25 protein-coding genes are annotated in these 22192 nt (G+C 53.8%); 8 read left to right on the plus strand and 17 right to left on the minus strand.

Translation table 11 applies throughout. From position 1 onward, the window contains the following. Positions 1–3: 3 nt before the first annotated feature. From ACTID9_RS18605 to ACTID9_RS18645, 9 genes are all read right to left on the minus strand, one after another. Positions 4–1281, minus strand: coding sequence for a dihydroorotase (locus ACTID9_RS18605; protein ID WP_441066409.1), 1278 nt, complete (start codon positions 1279–1281; stop codon positions 4–6). Then, positions 1248–2189, minus strand: a complete 942-nt coding sequence (locus ACTID9_RS18610) for an aspartate carbamoyltransferase catalytic subunit (RefSeq protein ID WP_441066410.1) — start codon at positions 2187–2189, stop codon at positions 1248–1250. The genes ACTID9_RS18605 and ACTID9_RS18610 overlap by 34 nt, the downstream gene beginning before the upstream one ends. A gap of 194 nt (positions 2190–2383) precedes the next feature. After that, complete coding sequence (locus tag ACTID9_RS18615) at positions 2384–3733, minus strand: solute carrier family 23 protein (RefSeq protein ID WP_441066411.1); 1350 nt, start codon at positions 3731–3733, stop codon at positions 2384–2386. Positions 3734–3859: 126 nt separating this feature from the next. Next, on the minus strand, positions 3860–4402 hold the full coding sequence (gene pyrR / locus ACTID9_RS18620) for a bifunctional pyr operon transcriptional regulator/uracil phosphoribosyltransferase PyrR (RefSeq protein WP_441066412.1): 543 nt from the start codon (positions 4400–4402) through the stop codon (positions 3860–3862). A gap of 262 nt (positions 4403–4664) precedes the next feature. After that, positions 4665–5594, minus strand: a complete 930-nt coding sequence (locus ACTID9_RS18625; RefSeq protein ID WP_441066413.1) for an RluA family pseudouridine synthase — start codon at positions 5592–5594, stop codon at positions 4665–4667. A gap of 12 nt (positions 5595–5606) precedes the next feature. Continuing rightward, positions 5607–6056 carry a signal peptidase II gene (gene lspA, locus ACTID9_RS18630; RefSeq protein ID WP_441072647.1) on the minus strand — a complete coding sequence of 150 codons (450 nt, stop codon included), beginning with the start codon at positions 6054–6056 and terminating at the stop codon, positions 5607–5609. Positions 6057–6178: 122 nt separating this feature from the next. Then, complete coding sequence (locus ACTID9_RS18635; protein ID WP_441066414.1) at positions 6179–6832, minus strand: serine/threonine protein kinase; 654 nt, start codon at positions 6830–6832, stop codon at positions 6179–6181. A 182-nt stretch (positions 6833–7014) separates the two neighbouring features. Continuing rightward, a complete protein-coding gene (locus tag ACTID9_RS18640; RefSeq protein ID WP_441066415.1) occupies positions 7015–8445 on the minus strand; it encodes a phosphoglucomutase/phosphomannomutase family protein in 1431 nt (476 codons plus the stop codon). A gap of 33 nt (positions 8446–8478) precedes the next feature. Beyond that, positions 8479–8865 carry a DUF4912 domain-containing protein gene (locus tag ACTID9_RS18645; RefSeq protein ID WP_441066416.1) on the minus strand — a complete coding sequence of 129 codons (387 nt, stop codon included), beginning with the start codon at positions 8863–8865 and terminating at the stop codon, positions 8479–8481. A gap of 375 nt (positions 8866–9240) precedes the next feature. On the opposite strand from ACTID9_RS18645, the gene ACTID9_RS18650 reads away from it, so the two are divergent. Both ACTID9_RS18650 and ACTID9_RS18655 read left to right on the plus strand, forming a co-directional pair. Continuing rightward, positions 9241–10137, plus strand: a complete 897-nt coding sequence (locus ACTID9_RS18650; protein ID WP_441066417.1) for a permease — start codon at positions 9241–9243, stop codon at positions 10135–10137. Positions 10138–10150: 13 nt separating this feature from the next. After that, positions 10151–11146, plus strand: coding sequence for a TIGR03943 family putative permease subunit (locus ACTID9_RS18655; protein WP_441066418.1), 996 nt, complete (start codon positions 10151–10153; stop codon positions 11144–11146). 143 nt (positions 11147–11289) lie between these two features. On the opposite strand, the gene rpmG is transcribed toward ACTID9_RS18655, so the two are convergent. From rpmG to ACTID9_RS18680, 5 genes are all read right to left on the minus strand, one after another. Beyond that, positions 11290–11439, minus strand: coding sequence for a 50S ribosomal protein L33 (rpmG, locus tag ACTID9_RS18660; protein ID WP_441066419.1), 150 nt, complete (start codon positions 11437–11439; stop codon positions 11290–11292). 27 nt (positions 11440–11466) lie between these two features. Then, a complete protein-coding gene (locus ACTID9_RS18665) occupies positions 11467–12702 on the minus strand; it encodes a GTP-binding protein (protein ID WP_441066420.1) in 1236 nt (411 codons plus the stop codon). A 167-nt stretch (positions 12703–12869) separates the two neighbouring features. Then, positions 12870–14483 carry a hypothetical protein gene (locus tag ACTID9_RS18670; RefSeq protein WP_441066421.1) on the minus strand — a complete coding sequence of 538 codons (1614 nt, stop codon included), beginning with the start codon at positions 14481–14483 and terminating at the stop codon, positions 12870–12872. Between the two features lie 25 nt (positions 14484–14508). Then, positions 14509–16674 carry a DNA topoisomerase III gene (locus ACTID9_RS18675; protein WP_441066422.1) on the minus strand — a complete coding sequence of 722 codons (2166 nt, stop codon included), beginning with the start codon at positions 16672–16674 and terminating at the stop codon, positions 14509–14511. A 50-nt stretch (positions 16675–16724) separates the two neighbouring features. Further along, a complete protein-coding gene (locus tag ACTID9_RS18680; protein WP_441066423.1) occupies positions 16725–16964 on the minus strand; it encodes a hypothetical protein in 240 nt (79 codons plus the stop codon). Positions 16965–17105: 141 nt separating this feature from the next. Between ACTID9_RS18680 and ACTID9_RS18685 the strand changes: the two genes are divergently transcribed. From ACTID9_RS18685 to ACTID9_RS18710, 6 genes are read left to right on the plus strand one after another with little or no spacing between them, the layout of a single operon-like run. After that, positions 17106–17324 (plus strand): spore germination protein, encoded by a 219-nt coding sequence (locus tag ACTID9_RS18685; RefSeq protein ID WP_354091114.1) that lies wholly within the window; start codon positions 17106–17108, stop codon positions 17322–17324. 26 nt (positions 17325–17350) lie between these two features. Further along, the gene (locus ACTID9_RS18690; protein ID WP_441066424.1) at positions 17351–17572 is read left to right on the plus strand and encodes a spore germination protein GerPB; all 222 of its coding nucleotides are present in this window, start codon (positions 17351–17353) and stop codon (positions 17570–17572) included. A 29-nt stretch (positions 17573–17601) separates the two neighbouring features. Continuing rightward, entirely contained in the window at positions 17602–18222 is a 621-nt protein-coding gene (gene gerPC / locus ACTID9_RS18695; protein WP_441066425.1) for a spore germination protein GerPC, read from the plus strand. Beyond that, positions 18223–18441 carry a spore gernimation protein GerPD gene (locus ACTID9_RS18700; protein ID WP_441066426.1) on the plus strand — a complete coding sequence of 73 codons (219 nt, stop codon included), beginning with the start codon at positions 18223–18225 and terminating at the stop codon, positions 18439–18441. An 11-nt stretch (positions 18442–18452) separates the two neighbouring features. Further along, complete coding sequence (locus ACTID9_RS18705; RefSeq protein WP_441066427.1) at positions 18453–18818, plus strand: spore germination protein GerPE; 366 nt, start codon at positions 18453–18455, stop codon at positions 18816–18818. 37 nt (positions 18819–18855) lie between these two features. Next, a complete protein-coding gene (locus ACTID9_RS18710; protein ID WP_354091110.1) occupies positions 18856–19071 on the plus strand; it encodes a spore germination protein in 216 nt (71 codons plus the stop codon). A gap of 40 nt (positions 19072–19111) precedes the next feature. On the opposite strand, the gene ACTID9_RS18715 is transcribed toward ACTID9_RS18710, so the two are convergent. The 3 genes from ACTID9_RS18715 to ACTID9_RS18725 form a co-directional block, all read right to left on the minus strand. Beyond that, positions 19112–19687 carry an Hsp20/alpha crystallin family protein gene (locus tag ACTID9_RS18715; protein WP_441066428.1) on the minus strand — a complete coding sequence of 192 codons (576 nt, stop codon included), beginning with the start codon at positions 19685–19687 and terminating at the stop codon, positions 19112–19114. A gap of 88 nt (positions 19688–19775) precedes the next feature. Further along, positions 19776–21206, minus strand: coding sequence for an MATE family efflux transporter (locus tag ACTID9_RS18720; protein ID WP_441066429.1), 1431 nt, complete (start codon positions 21204–21206; stop codon positions 19776–19778). Positions 21207–21245: 39 nt separating this feature from the next. Beyond that, on the minus strand, positions 21246–22094 hold the full coding sequence (locus ACTID9_RS18725; protein ID WP_441066430.1) for a MerR family transcriptional regulator: 849 nt from the start codon (positions 22092–22094) through the stop codon (positions 21246–21248). Positions 22095–22192 lie beyond the last annotated feature (98 nt).

The following is a 22192-nucleotide window of genomic DNA, read 5'->3' on the forward strand; positions in this document are numbered from 1 at the left end:
TCTTTATCCGTTGTATACTACCTGGCCATTCACGATCGTCAGCACGGGCCACCCTTTGCACACCCAGCCAAAAAACGGGGTGTTGCGTCCTTTGCTCGCGAATTCTTCAGGGTTGATTGCTTGTTCTTTCTCGAGGTCGATCACGGTCAAATCTGCCGGCTTGCCAACTTTTAGCTCGCCATAGGGCAGGTTGAAAATTTCCGCCGGTCGTTTCGTCATTTTGTCCACCAGCTCTTGTAACGTCAGCTCGCCGGTCAGGACAAAGTGTGTATACAAAAGCGGGAAGGCGGTCTCTAGTCCGACGATCCCGAACGGCGCACGCTCCATCCCTTTCGCTTTTTCTTCCTCCGTATGCGGTGCATGGTCAGTGGCGATCACATCGATCGTGCCATCCTTCAGGCCCGCGATCAACGCTGCGCGGTCCTCGCGGGAACGCAGCGGCGGATTCATCTTCCAGCGCGTGTCCAGATTATCCGGAATGTCTTCGTCGCAGAGCAGCAGGTGGTGCGGCGATACTTCCGTCGTCACGTTCACCCCTGCGCGCTTGCCATCGCGTACCAGGCGAACCGATTCCTTCGCGCTGATATGGCAGACGTGGTAATGCGCGCCTGCTTCGTCGGCGAGCAAAATGTCGCGTCCCACATGGATCGATTCGGAGAGCGACGGGATACCTGGCAGTCCGTGCTTTTTGCTGACCTCGCCGTCATGCAGGGCGCTGCCAGCTGGCACGAGTTCCTCGTCTTCGCAGTGTGCCACGATCGAGATGCCGAGCGCGGTCGCCTGCTTCATCGCCTCGCGCATCATCGCGCTCGACTGGACGCCGACGCCATCATCCGTCAGCGCGAAAATGCCCGCTTCTTTCAGTGCCGCGAAATCGGTCAGCTCTTTGCCCAGCTCGCGAACCGTGATGGAGCCGTATGGAATGACGCGCGCCTTGCCCGCTTCCTGCGCTTTGTTCAAAATCATTTCCACCGTCTCGACCGAATCGATCACCGGGCGCGTATTCGGCATGCAGGCGACTGTCGTGAACCCGCCGCGCACGGCGGATGCAGCACCTGTCGCAATCGTTTCTTTCGCTTCGAAGCCTGGCTCGCGAAAATGCACGTGGACGTCGATGAATCCTGGCGAGACGAACTTGCCGCCTGCATCGATTACCTCATGCCCTGCCGCATCTATTTGATCGGCGATTTGTTGAATCACGCCGTCTTCCATCAAAATGTCCTGCTTGATCAGTTCGCCTGCTTGATTTAGAAGTTTGCCGTTTTGAAGGATGATGCCCATTGTTTCTCTCCCCCGTTCAAAAGATTTTCCAGTACGGCCATGCGTACGGCCACGCCGTTTGCCACCTGTGTGAAGATTTTCGATTTCTCGCTTTCCACCAGTTCGGAGGCGATTTCCACATCGCGGTTGAATGGCGCCGGATGCATGATGATCGCATGCGGCTTCATCTGTGCCGCGCGGCCGACCGTCAGGCCGTACGCCTGATGATACGCTTCCTTGCTCATGTCGAGCGTGCCTGCGTGACGCTCAAGCTGGATGCGCAGCATCATCACCACATCTGCCGTGCGGACCGCTTCGTCCACCTCGACCACGCGTGTTCCCGCCGGCAGCTCCGCTTTGTCGCGCATGAGCGATGCCGGTCCTGCCAGCATCAATTCTGCGCCCAAAGTCGGGAGGGCATGCAGGTGGGACCCGAGCACGCGGCTGTAGCGCAAGTCGCCGATGATGGCGATCTTCAAGCCTTGGATGCGTCCGAATTGCTGTTTGATCGTAAGCAGGTCAAGCAAACACTGTGTCGGATGTTCATTCGTGCCATCCCCCGCGTTGACCAGCGTCATGTTCACCTTGTCGGCGAGCGTCTGCAAGAGCCCGTTTTCCGATGTGCGGATCACCGCTGCCTCGACACCCATCGATTCAAGCGTTTTAAGCGTATCGTAGACGGTTTCGCCTTTTGTCGTGGATGATGATTCGGCCGCAAAGTTCAGCACGTGCGCGCCCAATCGTTTTTGTGCGACTTCAAAAGAAAAGCGGGTGCGGGTGCTGGGTTCGAGGAACACGTTGGCAACGAATTTTCCTTGCAGGGCGTCGGATTGGACGCCGCGCTCGTTTGCCCAATATGCTGCTCGTGCCAGTAGCATTTCAATCTCTTGTCTGGATCGATCTTTCATGCCGAGTAAATGATTTTTCATGCCTACACGCCTCCATTTTCTTTCGCTTGTCTTGCTTCTCTAAGGAAAAAGCTTCTTGCCTTACATAGCCGTTTTGGATGGGCTGGTCGGGCAAGAAGCTTCTTAATCTGCTTCTACAGCGCAGGGCAAAGGAAGCCCTGCTCACCCTTGCCAGCCTCTCGGGACCGATTTAAAAGGATTGCGAACTGTATTCGTTATGCGATTTGTTTTTTCATCTCATCCGCCTGCGCCTGGCCTTTGCCTGGCAAAACCGCATTCAGGATGATCCCAAAGAAGGTGGAGAACGCGATGTTGTCGATTGTCAGGTTGCTTAAGAACGGGATGCTTTCAAAGCTGATTTTGTATCCGCCGATCCCGGTGACCAAAATCGCGGCGGCGATGATCATGTTGCGCTTGTTGGCAAAGTCTACTTTGTTTTCGACGAACATCCGCAAGCCTTGTGCGGCGATGATTCCGAACAGGATGATCGAAACGCCGCCGAGCACCGGAGTCGGGATGGTCATCAAGAGCGCGCTGATTTTGCCGATGAAGGCGAACAGGATGGCGAATACCGCTGCGAGTGCGATGACCACGCGGCTGTAGACGCGGGTGATCGCCAGGACACCGATGTTTTCGCCATACGTCGTGTTCGGCGGTCCGCCGAGAAACGCGGCGAGCGTTGTCGCCACACCGTCACCCAAGAGCGAACGGTGCAGGCCCGGGTCTTTCATCAGATCGCGGTCCATGACTTTTCCGGTTACCAGCAGGTGGCCCAGATGCTCAGCCAGCGTGACGAACGCGATTGGCGCGATGATCAACGCTGCGAGCCAGGAAGACGGGGTTTGCATCGCTTCGACGACCAGACCGACCTTCAGGTGGCTGTGGAACATTTCCGAGAAGCCAACGACCCAGCTTGCGTCCGTCACCAGGTTCCATTTGCTCATAATCAGGTCTGGGTGGCGAACCAGCGTGTACAGATAACCAGCGATGATACCGATCAAAATCGGGATGAGTGCGAAAAATCCGCGCAGCACAACCGCTGCGATTACCGTTACGATGACAGTCACCAGCGAGATTTCCGCCGAGGTGAGCGAGAAGACCGATTGATTGTTTACCGTTACTTTCGTCGCCATGTCGACGGCTACACCGGACAAGCTCAGGCCGATGACCGCGATGATCGAGGCGATGACGACCGGAGGCAGAACGCGGTCGAGCCAGCGAACGCCCGCTTTGTAGACGATTCCCGACACCAGCATGTAGACCAGGCCGGAGAGGAGGCCGCCGAGCAGTGCCACTCCCATGCCGTATGCGTGGGACACGGTGATGATCGGACCGATGAAGGCAAAGGATGAACCGACGTAGTTCGGAATTTTTCCTTTGGTGATCAGCAGGTACAAGAGCGTGCCGATCCCGCTTGTGAGCAGTGCTACCGACGGATCAAGTCCGACCAGGATCGGAACCAGTACCGTGGAGCCAAACATGGCGAATAAGTGCTGGATGCTGAGCGGCAAGAGCCGTGACGGTGCAGGTGTTTCATGGACATCGATAAAATTCTTTTGATTCATTGGGCTCCCCCTCGTTTCTCTTTGTATTGTTTGCTTTTGGGCAAAAAAAATCTCTTTGTGCGCACACAAAGAGAGACGGTACAAAGTCTCCCCTTGCCAATCTCACGGGATTGGATTTAAAGAGGACTATTCCGATACTTGGGAAATCGTAACTTCTTCAGCGCCGTCGACATCTGCGAGCAGTACGGAAATGATCTCGCTTCGTGAAGTCGGCACGTTTTTGCCTACATAATCAGGGCGGATCGGCAGCTCGCGGTGACCGCGGTCTACCAGCACAGCCAACTGGATCATTTTGGGGCGGCCATGGTCCATCAAGGCATCCAATGCCGCACGGACGGTCCGTCCCGTAAAGAGAACGTCATCGACCAGGATAATCGTCTTGCCTGTCACATCTTCCGGAATTTGCGCGCCGCGCAGCACCGCATCCTCCGCTTTGTGCGAAAGGTCATCGCGGTAAAACGTGATGTCCAGTTCGCCGACGGCCAGCTTGACGCTTTCGATCTGTTCGATCCGATCGGCGAGGCGCTCCGCCAGATATACACCGCGCGTCTTGATGCCGACGATGATGCAATCCTCGACGCCTTTGTTTTTCTCGATGATCTCGTGGGCAATGCGTGTCAACGCCCTGCGAATGGCTGCTTCGTCCATCAATACGCTTTTTTCACCCATCGTACGCCTCTCCTCTAGGGAAGTTTGTTTGTCTGCGGAACAAGAAAAAGCTTCTTGTCCACCTGACAAGAAGCTCGCTTGCGGAAAATCGGCAGACAGCCGGTGGCTGCAGCCTGCTTTTCCATATCCGAAGCCCTTGCCAGCCTCACAGGACTGGATTTAAAGGTTCACTTTGCATCTGCAATCATTATGCCATCGTTGCGGATGGGTGTCAAGAAAAATAAATCGATCGATGGAAGGTAGGTTGAACTTGCCGCGCTTCCTACTGCTGCCGCAAAAACGCAAGCAGCTCTTTCATCTCCGCAGGCAACTCCGCCTCAAACTCCATGTACGCCCCTGTCCGAGGATGCTCGAAGCCGAGCGTTTTGGCATGCAGCGCCTGCCCGTCAAAATCGATGTTGCTCTTCGCTCCGTATTTCGGATCGCCGACGAGCGGATAGCCGATATACTTCATATGGACGCGGATTTGGTGCGTCCGGCCCGTTTCCAGCTTCAATTCGACCAATGTCGCATCGGCGAAGCGCTCCAGCACGACAAAATGCGTGACCGCTGGCTTGCTGTTTTCGAAGACGACCGCCATTTGCTGGCGATTTTTCGGGTCGCGGCCGATCGGCGCATCGATCGTGCCCATTTCATGCGGAATCACGCCGTGGACCAATGCTACATACTTGCGGTTGACGGTATGGTTTTTCAATTGCTCGGCAAGCCCGATATGAGCCTTGTCGTTTTTGGCGATCATCAAAAGACCGGATGTATCCTTGTCGATCCGGTGCACGATGCCCGGACGCAATACGCCGTTGATCCCGGAAAGATCCTTGCAATGGTGCATCAGGCCGTTGACCAGCGTGCCGCTGTAATGTCCCGGCGCCGGATGCACGACAAGACCGCGCGGCTTATTGACGACCACGACATCAGCATCCTCGAACACGATGTCCAACGGCATTTCCTCCGCCTTGATCGCCAGCTCCCGTGGAGGCGGTACGCGTAGCGTGACCTCGTCATCTGCCGACACTTTGTAATTGTTTTTGATCGGCTCGCCGTTTACCGTGACGCGCCCCTCTTTTACCCATGCCTGTACTTGGGAACGCGACCAGTCTTCATTGGCCGATGTGATGAATTTGTCGATCCGCTCGCCCTTGTCGGCAGCCTCGACCGTCCAGTCGAAGCGTTCAAAAAGCGGGGTGTTTTCCATAATGGTGTTCTCCTATCGTGTTCGTTTCGAATCAAAGAAAATGTCAAGCAGCAGGATGACCACCCCGATGGTGATCGCGGCATCCGCTACGTTGAAGATCGGGAAATGGATCAGCACAAAATCAAGAAAATCGACGACTTGTCCATTAACAGCGCGGTCGATAAAGTTACCGATCGCCCCTCCCAGCACCAGCGAAAGGCCGAGGGAAATGCGCGGCTGCGTGTGTCCGATACGGAACAGCGTCACGACGATGCCGGTGACGACCGCCAGGGTGATAATAATGAACAAAATCCGCTGATTTTGCAGAATTCCAAATGCCGCTCCCATATTGCGATGCGAGGTTAATTGGAAGACATGATCGATCAACGGGATCGATTCGCCTTGAACCATGTTTTTTACGACGGCGTACTTTGTCAATTGATCCAATAAAATGACTGCCAGTGCGTATAAGTAATAAATCAACATCTTGTCCTCCTCTATCCCCTGCACATGCATCTGAAAATGCTCCATATGCGGTCAAAATCAAATTTTATCATATCGTCTCGCAAGCGGCAATGAAGTGCCCGTTGCCCAATCGACCCTCTCTACAGCCGCATCGCCTCAAGCAGCCGGTGCACCTTCTTTACATACCGGTATCCTTTGCGAACGCCATCCAATACCCACAGCGGCACCTTCCACCCGCGATCCTTGAGGAACGGCAAATAAATCGCATGGTAGGCTTTGCGCAAATCGCGCCATTTCGTATCCTCCGCCTTGATGTAATAGTCGGACACATCGATCAAATAGCCGCGCCCCAGATGCATCAACACGTTTTTTCCGTGCACGTCATGCGGGTACAAGCCTCTTTTGCGCGCAAGCTCCAGCGCTTCCTCCACATCCTCGATCACTTGCGGCGGGATGGGAATCCCGTGGCGAATGCAGTCAAACAGGGAGATGCCTTTCATGCGGCGCATGACCAAAAAATTGTCCCCATGCTGATAGCAGACGGGGAAGTAACGCGTTTCCCCCAGCTTGCTGTACACCTCGATCTCTTTTTCAATCCCGGGCCGTCCCGGCGCATACACTTTCACGACCAGATCAGGATAATCAGGGTGACCAAATACGCCCGCATAGTTGCCGGTCCCGACCAGTTCCCACGGATGGGGCGTATGCAAAACGACGATCGGGTCATCCGGTGACGGGCTTTTCAATCGTACCTGATGCAAAAATTCGGTTAACACAGACTCATCGATTTTCATCGTTTACTGTTTCTCTCCCACGTCTTGCCAATAGTGTCAAGCAGCAGCTTTTATTCGTGCAAAAATACGTATTCTATTCTACCATTGTTTACAATCCAGCTAAAGCCGGAAAAGTTGGCTATCCAGGCATAAAAAAAAGCGCCCCTTCCGCGCACGTACGCAGTCAGGACGCCTTTTCCGGTTTATTCGTCATCGTGCAAATCCCGGAACCAGTCGGAAACCGTCTCTTGCAGACCGCCCAGCTCCTCCTGCGAGCCAGCTTCACAATAAATCCGCACCAGCGGCTCTGTCCCCGACGGGCGAATCAGCAGCCATTGTTCGTTGTCGAGCCGCAGCTTGATCCCGTCTGTTTGATCGACGCCCCGAACTTCATAGCTGCCGATCTGGACGGGCGGCTTTTCTCGCAGTCGATCAAGCCATTCGCTGTTCCCACGCGTTTTTAGGTCGAGGCGGGTGCTGAAAAATTCGCCATACTCGCCGTGTAGCTCAGCCAAAATGTCCGCAATCCCTTTCTTTTCCCACGCGCACATTTCGGCAATCAGCAAGTTCGTCAAAATCCCGTCCTTTTCCGGTATATGCCCCATGATGCTGCATCCGCCGCTTTCCTCTCCGCCGATGAGCACGTCGCCTTTCATCATCTCGGCACCTACATACTTGAAGCCGACCGGCGTCTCGACGCTGACCAGCTCATGCTGGCGGGCGATTCGATCAAGCAGATGCGTCGTCGCGACGGTACGGACGATCCGCCCGGTCTGCTTGCGGTTTTTGATGAGGTGGCGCGCGAGCAACACTAGCACCTGATTGGGCGGGATATACCGTCCGGTTGCATCGACGACGCCGAATCGATCCGCATCGCCATCGTTCGCCAGCCCCAGGTCGGCGCGTGCATGGCGTATTTCCTCTTTCAGTTCTGCCAGATGCTTGTCATTGGGCTCCGGCAGCTCACCGCCAAACATCGGGTCCTCATAATCGCGGATGGTCGTCACTTTCAGCCCGTTTTCTTTCAAAATGGTGCTGACATAGCCGATCCCGGCACCGTGCATCGCGTCGACCACGATATGCAGCCCGGCTCCGCGCAGCACATCAAAGCGGATCATCCGACGAAGATGCGCCTCGTAGTGCGGGCGCAAATAAATGTACTGCAGCTTCCGTTTGCTCGCCGCCTCTTCCAGACTGATCCGGTTTACCTCGCGCTTTTGCTGCACCTGATGGATCAACTGTTCCAACCGGGTCGTGATCGGGTTCGTGGCAGGTCCGGCATAATCGGGTATGTACTTGATTCCGTTGTAGTGTGGAGGATTGTGGCTTGCCGTGATCATGACCGCACCGCTTGCGGCAAAATGCTTCACGCCGAAAGCGACGACCGGGGTCGGCGTCGGCTCGTTCACCAAATAGGCGGCGATTCCGTTTGCAGCCAGCACACTTGCCACCTCTTGCGCGAATGCCCGCCCCATGAATCGCGTGTCATGGCCGATGATGATCCCTTGCTGCTGCTGCTGATTTTCGACCGTGTAATGAGCAATCGCCTGTGCGACGATTCGTACGTTTTCCATTGTGAATTGATCGGCGATCACCGCTCTCCACCCGTCCGTCCCAAACCGTATGTCGCTCATCCGGCGTCCCTCCTTCACATCCCCTCATCGGCATCACATCGCGTTGACCGCGACCGGCTCCGACCGTAAGATGGGGTAAAACTTATCCTGATGGAAAAAACCATAATCTACAATATAAATCCGGTTCTCGACAATTTCGGAAATCTCTTTCGCATTCGCACCTGCCGCCGGCTCGCTGATCATAAAATCGCGTATCGTTTGGCGGTCGAGCGAATCGGTTGCATCGTACAGCCGCAGCCCCTGCTTGATGCAGCGCTCGTCGGCTTCAAGATACGAGGCGACCATTCTCATCCGTGTTTGCGACATTTTCCAACGCACATAGAGTGTGGCGGCGGCACGCTGGTAAACGAGCATGGCTTGTATATGTGGCTGCTCATCGAGCGGAACGGTATCCCATTTTGGGTTGCGATCAGTCATCATCTGGTTTTGCGCCCCTTTCTCCTGTACCCATTTCGCGAATCATGTCTGTAACCAAGTATACTGAACCAAATCAGCGATGACTGTCGAATGCTCGGTGCATTTTGTTACTTCTTTTGTCGAGTAATCCTTCCAAATCGATTGGATTTGACTGTTGCAAACGTCCGCCCCTACTCATCTTATGCTGCTTCCCCTTATTCGATGGTAACGAAAAAAGATGAATGCAGCGTTACAATCATGCATGGATTGTCCTCTCGCTCAAAAAGCAATGAAACCATTGCGGACAGGAATACGGCTTGTCGAAAAGTTATGCATTGCAAACAAGAATGATTACGGTTTATAGTTACGGTATTGTTTTTCGTAAGGAGGGGCTCCCCTTTGGAACGTTTGCTCGATGTGAAAACACTGCTTCTCAGCATCCTCCTGGAAGCTGTCCCCTTTGTGCTCATGGGCGTGTTTTTCTCCGCACTCATCCAAACGTTCGTAACCGACGAACAAATCAGGCGCTGGACACCGAAGCACCCGCTTGTGGCATTGCCGTTCGCCTCTTTGCTCGGCTTCCTTTTCCCGGTATGCGAATGCGCGATCATCCCCATCGTGCGCCGTTTGATCTGCAAAGGCATGCCCCCCTATGTTGGAATCACATTTCTATTGGCGGGGCCAATTGTCAATCCGGTCGTGATGGCAGCTACTTACACCGCCTTTTTCAAACAGCCGGAAATGGTCGTCTATCGCAGCGCCCTCGCGCTTATCACCGCACTTTTGGTCGGCTCGTTCGTCCTGTTTTTTTTCCGGAATCGGGTGCTGCGTTACGGTGCGGAAGAAACAGCCGCACACTCCTCGCGCGGTTCCTCCGGCATATTCGCCGTGTTCAGCCATGCCGTGGACGAATTTTTTGACATGGGCAAGTATTTGCTCTTTGGCGCTTTGGTCAGCTCGATTTTGCAAGTTTTTCTTTCGCGCGACACGCTCAGCGCATTGGGACAAACGCCCCTCGCCTCACACCTGGTCATGATGGGACTGGGATATATTTTTTCACTCTGCTCCGAGGCCGATGCGTTCATCGCCGCTTCCTTTGGCAGCACGTTCAGGACAAGTTCGCTCCTGGCATTCCTCGTGTTCGGTCCGATGATCGATTTGAAAAACACGCTCATGCTGCTTAGTTCGTTCCGCTTTGCCTTTGTTGCTGCGCTGATCGCGGTCACCACCGTTATCGTGCTGGTGTTGTCCTTGGTTTGCGGAATCTGGCTCGATCCACACACCCTATACCGCTAGGAGGGAGACCATCTTGCGTGCAACGTTCCGTCGTCACTATTTTTTGCGCTCCTACATATTGCTCGGGTTTACCGTGCTTTTGACCAGGCTGCTGATCACGGGCGACATTCAGTATTACCTGGCCCCGCGTTTGCACATGCTCTGCCATGTTACGCTTGGGATCATGCTCTTGCTTACCATCGCGAGCCTGACGCAAGCGCTCACTGGCGCGAAGGCAAACGATTGCGACTGCGGCGGCGATCACGGATTGCCACGCGGCTTGATTCGTTCGACGCTGTTCTATGGGTTGTTCATTGTGCCATTGGCGATGGGCTTTTTGCTCCCGCACAAGATTTTGGGCAGCGAGCTTGCGCAGAAAAAAGGCGTCAATTTGCTCGCCGGGAACGCAAAGGAACTGATCGCCACGCAATCGTCGCGATCACCGAATAAAGCGGGCAGTTCAGCGCCCGCTCAGCCGGATGGCACGATGGAACCTGCCCGATCGCCGACGCCGCAACAGACCAAGGAAGCACCGAAGCAACAGAGCAAAAAGCTGGGGGATGCGGAGATTCGCAAACTGTTTCAATCCAATAACTTTGGCGACTATTACACCGAAAAAGCCATGTTCATGTACAAGCAGCCGATCATTACCATGGACGACAAGCTGTTTCTTGACGGACTAACGATTCTCGACTTGTATCCGAAAGAGTTCGAGGGCCACGAGCTAGAGACGACTGGCTTCGTGTATCGACAGCCCGATTTTTCCGACTCTGAATTTGTCGCGGCGCGCTTCACGGTTTCATGCTGCACGGCCGACGCGACTGTGGCAGGGGTTCTGGTTGAGGCCCAAAATGCCAAAGCTTTCGCCACCGATTCGTGGGTGAAGATAAAAGGCACGCTTACGATGACCAGCTTGAACGGAAGCCAGTTCCTCATGCTGAAAGCGGAACGGATTACGCCGGTCAAAGCTCCGAAAACACCTTACGTCTACCTCTCCGGAACCGGTGCCGGAACAGCTAACGGGCCGTGAAACCACTTGCAGCAAAATCCTCACCCGCCTTGGGACAACGATAACCGACGCCATGGGTGTGAGACGCAGGCGGACGAAGCTGACATGACCCATGATCGAGAAAAAGCTGCCATGATTGCACACATGGCAGCTTTCTTTTTGTTTTATTTTGTTTCACGGTGAATGGTATAACGCTTGAGACGCGGCGAATATTTTTTCAGTTCCAACCGTTCTGGATTGTTCCGCTTGTTTTTGGATGTGATGTAATTCCGGTCTCCTGTTTCGGTGCATTGCAAAATGACGGTTACGCGCATGGTCATTCTCCTTGTCTGTTCATGAATTTACGGGTGAAGCGCTACCTCAACGACCGTGCTCTCGGTCGGAAGCGGATCAGGCAGCATGCTCCAGTCGCCTGCCAGCTCTTCTTCTGTCAACAGGCAGGCGTCCAGCGTGCGGATCAATTCTTCCTTGTCCATGTCGATGCCGATCAGCACCAGTTCATTGATGCGATCGCCGAACTCCGGATGCCACGCTTCTTGCTGGTCCGGGTCTTCGACCAGCGCAAGCAACCGCTCCTGACCGGTTCGTGCAGCCACCCATTGTCCGGCAGTACCCACCTGGATGGACGGACCTGCTTGGCTCAAGGTCATGGCCCAATCAGCACGGGTCGCCAGCCAGAAGAAGCCTTTCGCTCGCACGACCGCTTCCGGCCACTCTTCGAGCCATGCTGCAAAACGCGCAGGGTGAAATGGCTCATGGCGGCGGTACACGAAAGAGGAAATCCCGTACTCCTCCGTCTCAGGCGTATGGCTTTCTTGCTCCAGCTCCTTGATCCAACCTGCGGACATACCAGCCTTTTCAAAATCGAACAAGCCTGTATGTAAAATGTGTTCCGGGTCCACGACGCCCTTTTCGGCGCGGATGAAACGGGCTGCCGGCTGCAGCTTGCGCAAAACGCACTCAAGCTCTGCCAAATCGTCCGGATTTACCAGGTCGCATTTGTTCAGGATCAGCACATCGCAAAACTCAATCTGATCGATCAAAAGATCCACGACCTCGCGGGTATCCTGTTCATCGGCTGCCTGGTTGCGTGAAAGCAGGGTTTCGCCTGATGAAAAATCGTGCCAGAATCGATAGGCATCCACAACGGTGACCATCGTGTCCAGGCGGCAGACCGCCGACAAATCAATTCCGTTTTCTTCATCGATATAGGTGAACGTCTGCGCAACCGGAACCGGCTCGCCGATCCCAGTCGATTCGATCAATATGTAATCGTACCGATTCGCCTCTACCAGCCTCTGAACCTCAACGAGCAAATCCTCTCGCAAGGTGCAGCAGATGCAGCCGTTCGACATCTCCACGACTTTTTCATCCGTGCGCGATACGCCTCCCCCCTTTTTCACCAGCTCGGCATCGATATTCAGCTCGCTCAAGTCGTTCACGATGACGGCAACGCGCAACCCCTGTCGATTATTCAGCACATGGTTGAGGATCGTTGTTTTTCCAGCCCCCAAGTAGCCGCTCAATACGGTTACCGGGATGCGTTTTGTTACACCATGTTGGTTCACTTGACCCATGCAAGGTTCACCCCTTATCGTTTGTTCTTCTTGCAAAACGTAATGATTACGATTTATAAAAAAGAATACACGTGCCGATAGCGTTAGTCAAGATAAATCGTAATGATTATGATTTATTGCCGAAATAAAAAACGAACTCCGCATGGGAGCCCGCTCTTCTTTTCGCTTCATTGATTGCCGACTGCTTCTGGCGCTTCCACTTTTGCCGCCACCGGTTTTGGCTCAGGCAGCGGCCGCTGAATGTAGCCGGTGATATTGGCGAGATCCATGAACGCCCTTTTGCTTTCCATCAGCGTCGCCAAATCGCTGTCCATCTGGCCATAGAGGAGGATCAGCATCTGCTGGGTTTGCCACAGATCGTCATAGGTGAGAAACGGATAGTCCGCCATCCCCATTTGTCCGCTCGGCAAATAGGCATAATGCAGGTCGAGATTTTCCTTGATCCAGCTTGCCGTCGAGTTTTTCACTCCTTGCAGCAGCTTTTGCGCCTGTTCTTCATAGACCGGCTGTTTCGTTTCCGTAAACATTTCCAGCAAAAATTTGGTTTCCTGCAATTGATGATTGAGCGAACTGTGCGTCGGTTTGGAAGGTTTCGCCAAATGAGCATAATCGCTGACCAGCCATCCTTCTTTCGGCCCCTGCAGCACAAAGTGGTTCTTCTCCACATGCTTGAGGAAAAACTGCGCATAGCGGTTGGCCGCGTTCCAGAAGCGGACATCTTTATATTTGTGGTAGCCTCTTAACAGCACGATCGCCATGTCGGTGTTGAAGCGCGTATCGTAAAAGCCTGGCTGTACGCCATATAGCGCTCTCAACCAGGATGACCCGGGCTGTGTTTCCCAATACCCCAGCTGATTTTGATTCGGCAAAATGACCGAGAGCATCACCCAGCCCAAGTCGTCTGCCGCTTGACTGCCGCCTGTCATGACAAACGATTTCGCCACATAGTTGATCGGAATCCGCCAGTACAAATTGGGGCCATGTGGCTCATAAGTGGCTGGCGTTTTTACGTAGAAGCCGTCCCACGACCATTTTTGCTGATCATGCAGATCGAGCAGCAGCCAGATCGCAGGCAAATTGGGCTTCGACCAATCGACCAGCGGCTTTGCCGAGGTCAACGTCCAAACTTCGCCGATCGACCCTTTCTCCTGTGGAAACGTGACCGCTAGTTCATAGCCGGCAGCCGTTTGCTTGACTGCGATCGGATACGGATTCGTCCTATACTCCAGCGTATGGTTCGCCCTGCTGATGGCGCGCTCGGGATAGCTGATCAGCATATGCGTCTGATCCGTATCGATGAAGACGGTCGTGGCCGGCAGCACGGCGCCGAGCGGTCCCGTTTTCCATTCGCGCGTCAGCTTTTTGTTCGCGTCTTGTTTTTGCGCGACGTACCGGATCGTCGCGTTGCGGCCCGGTACGGCAATTTTCTGTATGTAGGGCGTTTTCGACGTTACGGCGAATTCCATGCGCTCCATCCAGTAGCGATCTTGATTCGGAAAGGTCACCGTACGCACTTTCCGCTGCCCTTGCGCAACCTTGCCCGCTGTAACGGTCTCTTTCGGCAGCTGCGCAGCCGGGGCAATTTGCTGGGCTGGCGCGCTTGCCGGCTGAACCATTTGCGCATTTTGCTGCTGCAGTGCGGGCTCAATGTCTCCCGGCTGCTCTCCAGCCCCGTTTCCTGCGGGCTGCACAGGGGCCATACTCTCTGCAAAACTTGTCACTGGCAGCGAGAACACGGCCATGACGACCATCCATACGATCAGGATTGATCCTCTTTTCATCGTTTCCCCCTACCTGCTCGGTTCATTACGCTTTGTCGCCAAAGCCAAAACGGAACCCTTTCTCCGCCTCATTCCACACCAGCGAGGCATCGAAAGTCTTCTCTCCCTTTTTGAATCCCTTTATCACATTGCTCTGACCGGTTTCCATCAATTTTTTTACATTCGTCGCCGAGATGGACTTGCCGAGCAATTTTTTCGGAACCGTCACCTTGCATCGGTTTTTTGTATAGTTTGAACACCCGTAAAACGAGCCTTTGTCGACCAGATTGCCGCCGCAAACGCGGCACGTCGCGACGGTTTTACCCAAGCTGAACTTGGAGGCGCTTTTCGGCATCGACTCGATCTCGATTCCGTCCAGCTTCCATTCAGGCGCTTGCCCGATGGCATCCTCGACGATTTTGGCCGACAGCTTTTTCACCTGCTCCATAAACGCTTCCGGCGATGCCTCCCCTTGCCCGATCTCGCCCAGCCGCTGTTCCCAACGGGCGGTCATTTCCGGAGACGCCAAAATTTTATCGCCGATCACATCGATCAAAAGCATTCCTTTTGCCGTTGCAAACACCTGATTTTTTTTGACTTCAATGTATTTGCGGTCTTTAAGCATCGTGATGATGCCGGCGCGGGTCGCTTCCGTCCCCAGCCCTTCCGTTTTCATCAGCACCTTTTCCAGCTCCTGGTTGTCGATATGCTTGCCCGCCGTCTTCATCAGCGTGATCAGCTGACCTTCCGTATAGCGCTTGGGCGGCTGCGTCTTGCTCTCCTTCACCCTCGCTTTTTCCACTCGTCCGCGCTCCCCTTGCTCGACAGGCGGCAACTGCTTCTCCTCATCCTTTTCATCCGCATCTTCCTGAAAAAGAACCTGTCGCCAGCCTGCCTGAACGAGCACGCTGCCTTTCGAGATGAATTCGGCCCGCTCATCGACCAATGTGGTGATCGTCGTATAGTCAAAAATCGCTACATCATGGTGCGCGGCAATCAGCCTCCGGGCGACGAGATCGTACAGCTTTCGTTCCTCCTCGCTCAGGCGCCCCAAATCGGGAACTTGCTCGGTCGGGATGATGGCATAGTGGTCCGTTACTTTCTTCTCATTCACATACCGTCTGTTTTGCAGCAAAGAGGTGATCGGCGTCGGAAAATACGATTGATACTCCGGCTTGCGCGCGAGCTTTTGCAAAATCTCGGGAAACGTTTTGGCCTCGCCCGCAGTCACGAATGCCGAATCGGAGCGCGGATAAGACAGATAGCCTTTGACATACAGCTGTTGTGCCGTATCCAGCGTCTTTTTCGGCGGAAACTTGTACAGTTTGTTCATCGTTGCCTGCAGTGCGGAAAGATTGAACAAATAAGGCGGCTGAAACTCTTTGCGCTCTTTGATTACCTCTTTGGCCAATGCCGGCTTCTTTTGGCAAAACGCGGCAATTTTTTCCGCCAGCTCCTGGTTGTCAATGCGCGATTCGCCGTCCTTTTGCCAAACGCCGTCATACACCTTGCCCGCAATGTCAAACCGGGCGAGAACTTCCCAGAACGGCTCCGATTTGAAATTGGCGATCTCCCGTTCCCGTTTGACCACCAATGCCAGCGTCGGCGTTTGCACCCGCCCTGCGGAGAATACATCGGCAATGCCTTTTTCCTTCAGCAAAATCGTGTAAATCCGCGATGCGTTCATTCCGATCAGCCAATCGGCACATGCCCGGCTGTATGCTTCATGATACAAGCTGCGGGTGTCCGTTTCGTTCAGTAAATTGCTGAACCCGTCGAGGATCGCCTTTTCGGTCAACGATGAGATCCACAGCCGTTTCATCGGTTTGCGGACGCCGGTCATTTGCACCGCTGTGCGGATGATCAGTTCCCCTTCGCGCCCGGCATCGCCTGCATGGATGATTTCGGTCACATCCGGGCGTTTCAGCAGCTGTTTGATGATGCCAAACTGCTTCGCTTTCGACTTGGTCACCTGGTAGCGGAATTGCTCGGGAATGATCGGCAGCGTCGCGATCGTCCAGCGCTTCCATGCCGGGTTGTACTCCTCCGGGGCGACCAGTTCGCAAATGTGCCCGACCGCCCACGTCACGCAAGCTCCTTGCGGAAAGATTGCGTTCGGCTGAATTTCAATATATCCCTGTTGTTTTTTATGTACGAAGGGGGACGCCAATTTCGCCCCCTGGTCCGGTTTTTCGGCAATAATCAGTTTCATGGCAAAAGCTCCTATGTCAGCTTGTCAGTTTTTCTCTTTGTAGTTTACCATCATTCCAATTCGCCTGCTTCCCTAAAAAAATCGGACCCCAACCGCATGGTAGCGCTGTTGGTCGTCTGCTTCTCGCCTGCCCCCTTCTGTTCCCGGATGAGGGAGTGAACCGGCGTATCGAAAATCGACGAGCACGTAATGACATCCGCGTCCCCAATCAGGACGAGCGATGAGCGCGTTACACTCTCTACCTCCACTTCTTTAATCGTGATGCTTTCATTTTTTACCGTCAATTCCATTTGCTGCTTCCCTTCTCTTCTGTTAGACGTATCATACAGCCTATGCGTTTCAACCGATTTTCGTTTTGCAAACAGTTATGAACACCCATAGCGGATCAACATAGAATGCAAGCAAGGATGGATAAAAAGGGTGTCGTTTCTATGCCGGCAATCGTTGGTTCCGTAAATATAAACAGTATGACCGGTGTGATGAACATCGGGGATGTCCGCACCATTGCCCCGCAAAGCGTAACCAAAACGTTTGCAGGCGGCGGTTCGTTCAATTCAGGCACCAATCTGCTCATTAACAATCCCAAGAGCATCATTCAAATATATGATTCCGAGGCGGAAGATCAAGCCGTTTTCATCCAGCGCACCTGATTTTTGCGGAAGGCGGGAGACCGAAAATGAATTTTTTTGTGCAACAAACCATCACCATCCATACGCTAAAAATCGATGGCATTTCCAACGCATCGGTCTGTCAAATCGGCAGCGCCGGCATCGTCAAGCCGCTAGCCAAACTGTATAACACAGGGGGGTTCACAGAGGCAGCTCCACAGGCCGGGCCAGGCCCCGTTGAACTTCCCGGCACGCCATTCGTTCCCCTCACACAGCCCTCGCGCATGTGAGGATGCACTTTAGAAGAAGGTGATGACAGATGACGATGATGAGTCCTGAAGTGGTCGCATGCCTGGAGCAGCTCACCTGCTTTTTGCAGGCGCAGACCCAACAGATGGAGCAGCTTACCAAGCTGGTGGAAGATCTGCAGAAAGATGTCAATCAATTGAAGGATAAAGCGGGGACGCAAACGATCACCAACGAGTACAAGTTTGATCTGTTGAAAATCGAGCGGCTGGAAGGCACCTTGAATATCGGTCTGAATCCCCCGAAAAGCGAGGACTCCTCCATCAGCGAGTATGCTGTCAATCAATCGATGGATGTGCCTGCTCCCGCCAAACCGTCCGATGAGCTTTTCTGCCGGATTCAAGAGCAGATTCATCACTACCTGGATACCGATGCGGTCTACTCGCTTGAAGCGCTGGAGCAGAAGTACGCCTATCCGCTGCATGACCCTTATCGCAAATTCATCATGCATGACATCAAAAACCAGATCGATCAGCGCATCCGCTACTATTTGAACCAGGTGCAGCCTGACCAGCTCGATCCGGCGCAATATCCGGCAATCGAGCAAAAAGTCATCGAAAAAGTCAAACGGGATATCGAGAAGACGTGCGAATCGTTTCTGCAGCATCTCCCCCGGGAAGCAGGTGGAGCGTAGATGCGCTATACGGTGATCAATGGCTGCCTTTCGATCGGAACCGTCAAATGCAACGAGATTGCGACCGCCTCCATTCTCAGGATCGGCGATAGCCGGTGCATCCAGCTTGGCAATCTGTTTGAAACGCCTCCCGAGTCACTGATCGTTGGCGTCACGACGCCGCTCGTGCCTGCGGTTGAACCGCACGTCCAAAGAATTCCGCGCACTCGTCAGGCGTAAAGGGGGTTCACATGCCGTTCCGGACATCACACGTGAAGCGTATAGATATTTTGCAAACAAGCGATTCTACCGTCGTACAAATCGGGGATGCGGAAGAGGACATCCTGGATGCCAACGTATTGGCGGTCCAGCGCGAAGAAGTGACGTTTTTTGAGAGCGACTACCCGTTGGATCGATACGCCCTTTTTGGCGCGGCTATCCCTCAACCGGTGGTAGATGAACAGCTCGACATCATAAAAGTGAATGAATCTCCTTTCATTCGCGTCCAACTTGTCACGATTCAAAGCGTGGCAGCCTCTTCGGTCGTGCAGATCGGCTCAACCGATTTCACCTGTGCCGAATCGCGAGTCAAAACCATTCGCCACCTCGCACACTAGACATTGCCACAATTCGTTACGAAAGGGAGGGAATTCTTTGCCATCCGTCGTGGGTGCTGTCAACATCAACAGCAATTCGGGAACAGTCAATTTTGGTGATGCATTAAATATCTCTCCCAAAGCAACCTCCAAGACGTTTTCCGGTTCTGGGGGCGGCAATACCGGCAATATCGTCAATACGGTGAATGGAGTCAGCTTGACCAACACGCTCGATCCAAGCATCATTGATCAGCCGCAGGTGGGGAACGTATAAAAAGGGAGGAACGCGGTGTTCCTCCCTTTTTTTCGCCTGTTTACGATTCTGTTTTGGTCGGACCCGGTTGTTTCCTCCGCGTTTTTCCGCTGCGGATAAACTGCAATTCGAGCACGCCATCGGCATAGTCGACTTTCATTTTTTTGGGAACGATTGCGACCGGCAACGTAATTTGCCGGCGGAACTTCCCGTAGCTGCGTTCCCTGGACAACCTGGCATGCGCAAATGTATGCTCGCGGACGCGTCCCATGATGATGATCGTTCGCGGATCGACGAATTTGACTTCGAGGCTGTCCCGGTCGAATCCGGAGATTTCGCAAGAGACGATCACGCGCGAATCCGTCTTGAACAGATCCACATTCGGCACGAATTTCTTCACCGGCGCTTTGGCTGACGTTTTCGCCACCGCCTGCTCCGTCTCTTCCTTCTCCTCCGGCTCCCTCCATGTTTGGTCTGCATATTTGCCCAACGTCGCCATGTTTTCCCAAAACTCGCCATCCAGCAGCTCATTCATTTGCGACAGCGTTTTCCACGGCTGCTCGCTGTTGAAGCCGAGCTTGGAAAGCCGTTCCGCTGTTTTTTGAAAATGCTTCATTGTTTCCCGCAGGTGCTTCACGAAAAGCGGCCCCTTTCCATGATAACCTTCACACCTGCAGTATACGTACAGCAGCCTAGCCGATGTGCCTGCGATTCGCCGCCCAAATTCACATCTGGCAGTTGTTCTGCACGTTTTGTTTCACCGCCAACCCGGCCGCGTCTGCCTTGGTCGTCATTTTTCCTTGCAGCGCGCCTTTCTGGAAACGGCGCGCAATGAAAAGCAAGCGGGCCAACAAACCGACGGCCCCGACGGCAAGCCCGGTAATGAGACCGATCCAATAGCCGAAAGCCCCCATCGACGTGTAAGCAGCAAGCGCATACCCGACAGGCAATCCGATCACCCAATAGCTGATGATCGCGACGATGAAGGTGACATTGACATCTTTATAGCCGCGCAATGCACCCTGGATCGGTGCGGCGATCGCATCCGACATCTGGAAGAAGATCGCATACAACAGGAAATGCTGGGTCAGCGTCAGCACATCCATATCGGTCGTGTACAAGGCCGCTACCTCTTTGTTGAACAGGAACAGGAACGCCGCGCAAACGATCGCGAGTCCTGCTGCCAGGAACAGACCGATAAAGCTGTACTGCTTGGAATCTGCCGGTCTTTTTGCCCCAACCTCGAATCCGACCATGATCGTCAATGCGGTTGAAATGCTGTACGGGATCATGTACAGGAAGGAAGCAAAGTTGATGGCCGCTTGATGGGCAGCGATCGTCGTCGTGCTGTAGCCGCTCATCAAGAGCGTTACGACGGCAAAAACCCCGACTTCAAGCGAAACCGACAATCCGATCGGCACTCCGATTCGCAGAAGCTCCTTCCAGGCTGCAAACGAAATGCGCGGCAGCCGGTGAAAAATCCGGTACTGCGAAAACGATTCATGACGGACGATGACGAGCAGGGAGATGGCAGCGATCACCCAATACGTGATCGCCGACGCAACGCCCGCTCCCACTCCACCCATGCGCGGAAAGCCCAGTTTGCCAAAGATCAGCACATAGTTAAGCGCGATATTTACCGGCAAGGCGACAAGCGAAATCAGCATGGTGACCCGTGTCTTGCCGTGCGCGTCGATGAAGCTGCGAAACGCCGTGTACAAAAATAACGGTACGATACCAAAAGATAAGGCTGCCAAAAAGCGAAAGGCGATCGACCGTACGCCTTCTTCCAAATCCATGTGCGCCAAAATCGGCTGTAAGGCAAACACGCCGACGACAACGGTTCCCAGCGCAAGCGCGATACTCATGTACATTCCTTGGGCAAGTGTGAACGGGATTTGTTCGCGGCGGTTCGCCCCCAAATGCTGCGCCAAAATCGGTGTGACCGCTGCGACGATCCCGGTCAAACCGGCACTGATCGGCGCCCAGATGCTCGAGCCGATGGCCACGCCGGCCAAATCGACCGAGCTGGCATGCCCGGACATGATCGTATCGAAAAAACTCATCGCGAAGATCGCAATTTGGCTGACCAATACCGGCAGCAAGATTGCGAGCAGCTGACCAAGCTTTTGTGAGAATGTAAATGTTTGTTTCATTTCGACCCTTCCTCCCCTTACGTAAGGAGAGTGTAAGGTCTATTGTAACGATAGAGTCAAGGGATTTATTTGCACTTGCAGCTCCCACAATGTTTTGTCTTTTCCGCCATTCTTTTCCGTTCCCGGCAATGACATGACGTAAAGCTCATATAATTCGCCTAACGGTTCGATCCCGTTTTTCTCCACATAACTGCGCAGCTGTTCGTAATAGGTCATATAGTTGAGGTAAGAATCCTCAATGATCAGGGACAAAAATGTGCCCTCCGGAATCGTCGCTTTTTCAAATCCTTCCGGCACCTCTTCATGATACGTGACGAACATGTGGGTCGTCGTGCACTCATTCCGGTCCAGCCACGCCTGGCGCGATGTAATGACGCCGGTTTGGAACGAGAGAAAGGAAGGTGTTTTGTCAAATGTCAGAAGCAATTCGCGATACATCAGCTCAAAGGCCACTTCCGACGAGATTTGCACCCGCTTTTGCGCGATCCGGCGCTCAGGCAGTTGCAACACGGTGATGCATTGCGGAAGCCGCTCCTGCCAGCGTTCGATGTCCCCCCGTTTCCGCGCGATGCCGTTTTTCACCTCGGTTAACGAAGCGATCTGCTCCGCCAGGATGTTTTCCTGCGTTTGCAAAAGCTGTTTCGTGTGCTCGACCGTCAGCGGCTGATCGAGAATCTCTTTTATTTCTTTCAACGGCACCTGTGACGCTTTGCACACCTTCAAAAAGTCGAGCAGCGTGAACTGATCCAGGGTGTAGTACCGGTATCCGTTGTCTTCATTGACATAGGAAGGCTTCACAATGCCCAACTGATCATACAGGCGCAGCGCCTGCACAGACAGATTGAATAATTTGGCCACCTCGCCAATCGAGAAGTAGTGCTTCACCATTTTTCACCTCTTCTTCACTATATCATGGAGATGCGGGCGCGTTTCAATCCACAGCACCTTGCGTCAGGCTTTTTCTTTTTCGTCAACCTGCGCTATTA

The sequence above is a fragment of the Brevibacillus fluminis genome, assembly GCF_052072235.1.
GTDB lineage: Bacteria > Bacillota > Bacilli > Brevibacillales > Brevibacillaceae > Brevibacillus_D > Brevibacillus_D fluminis_A.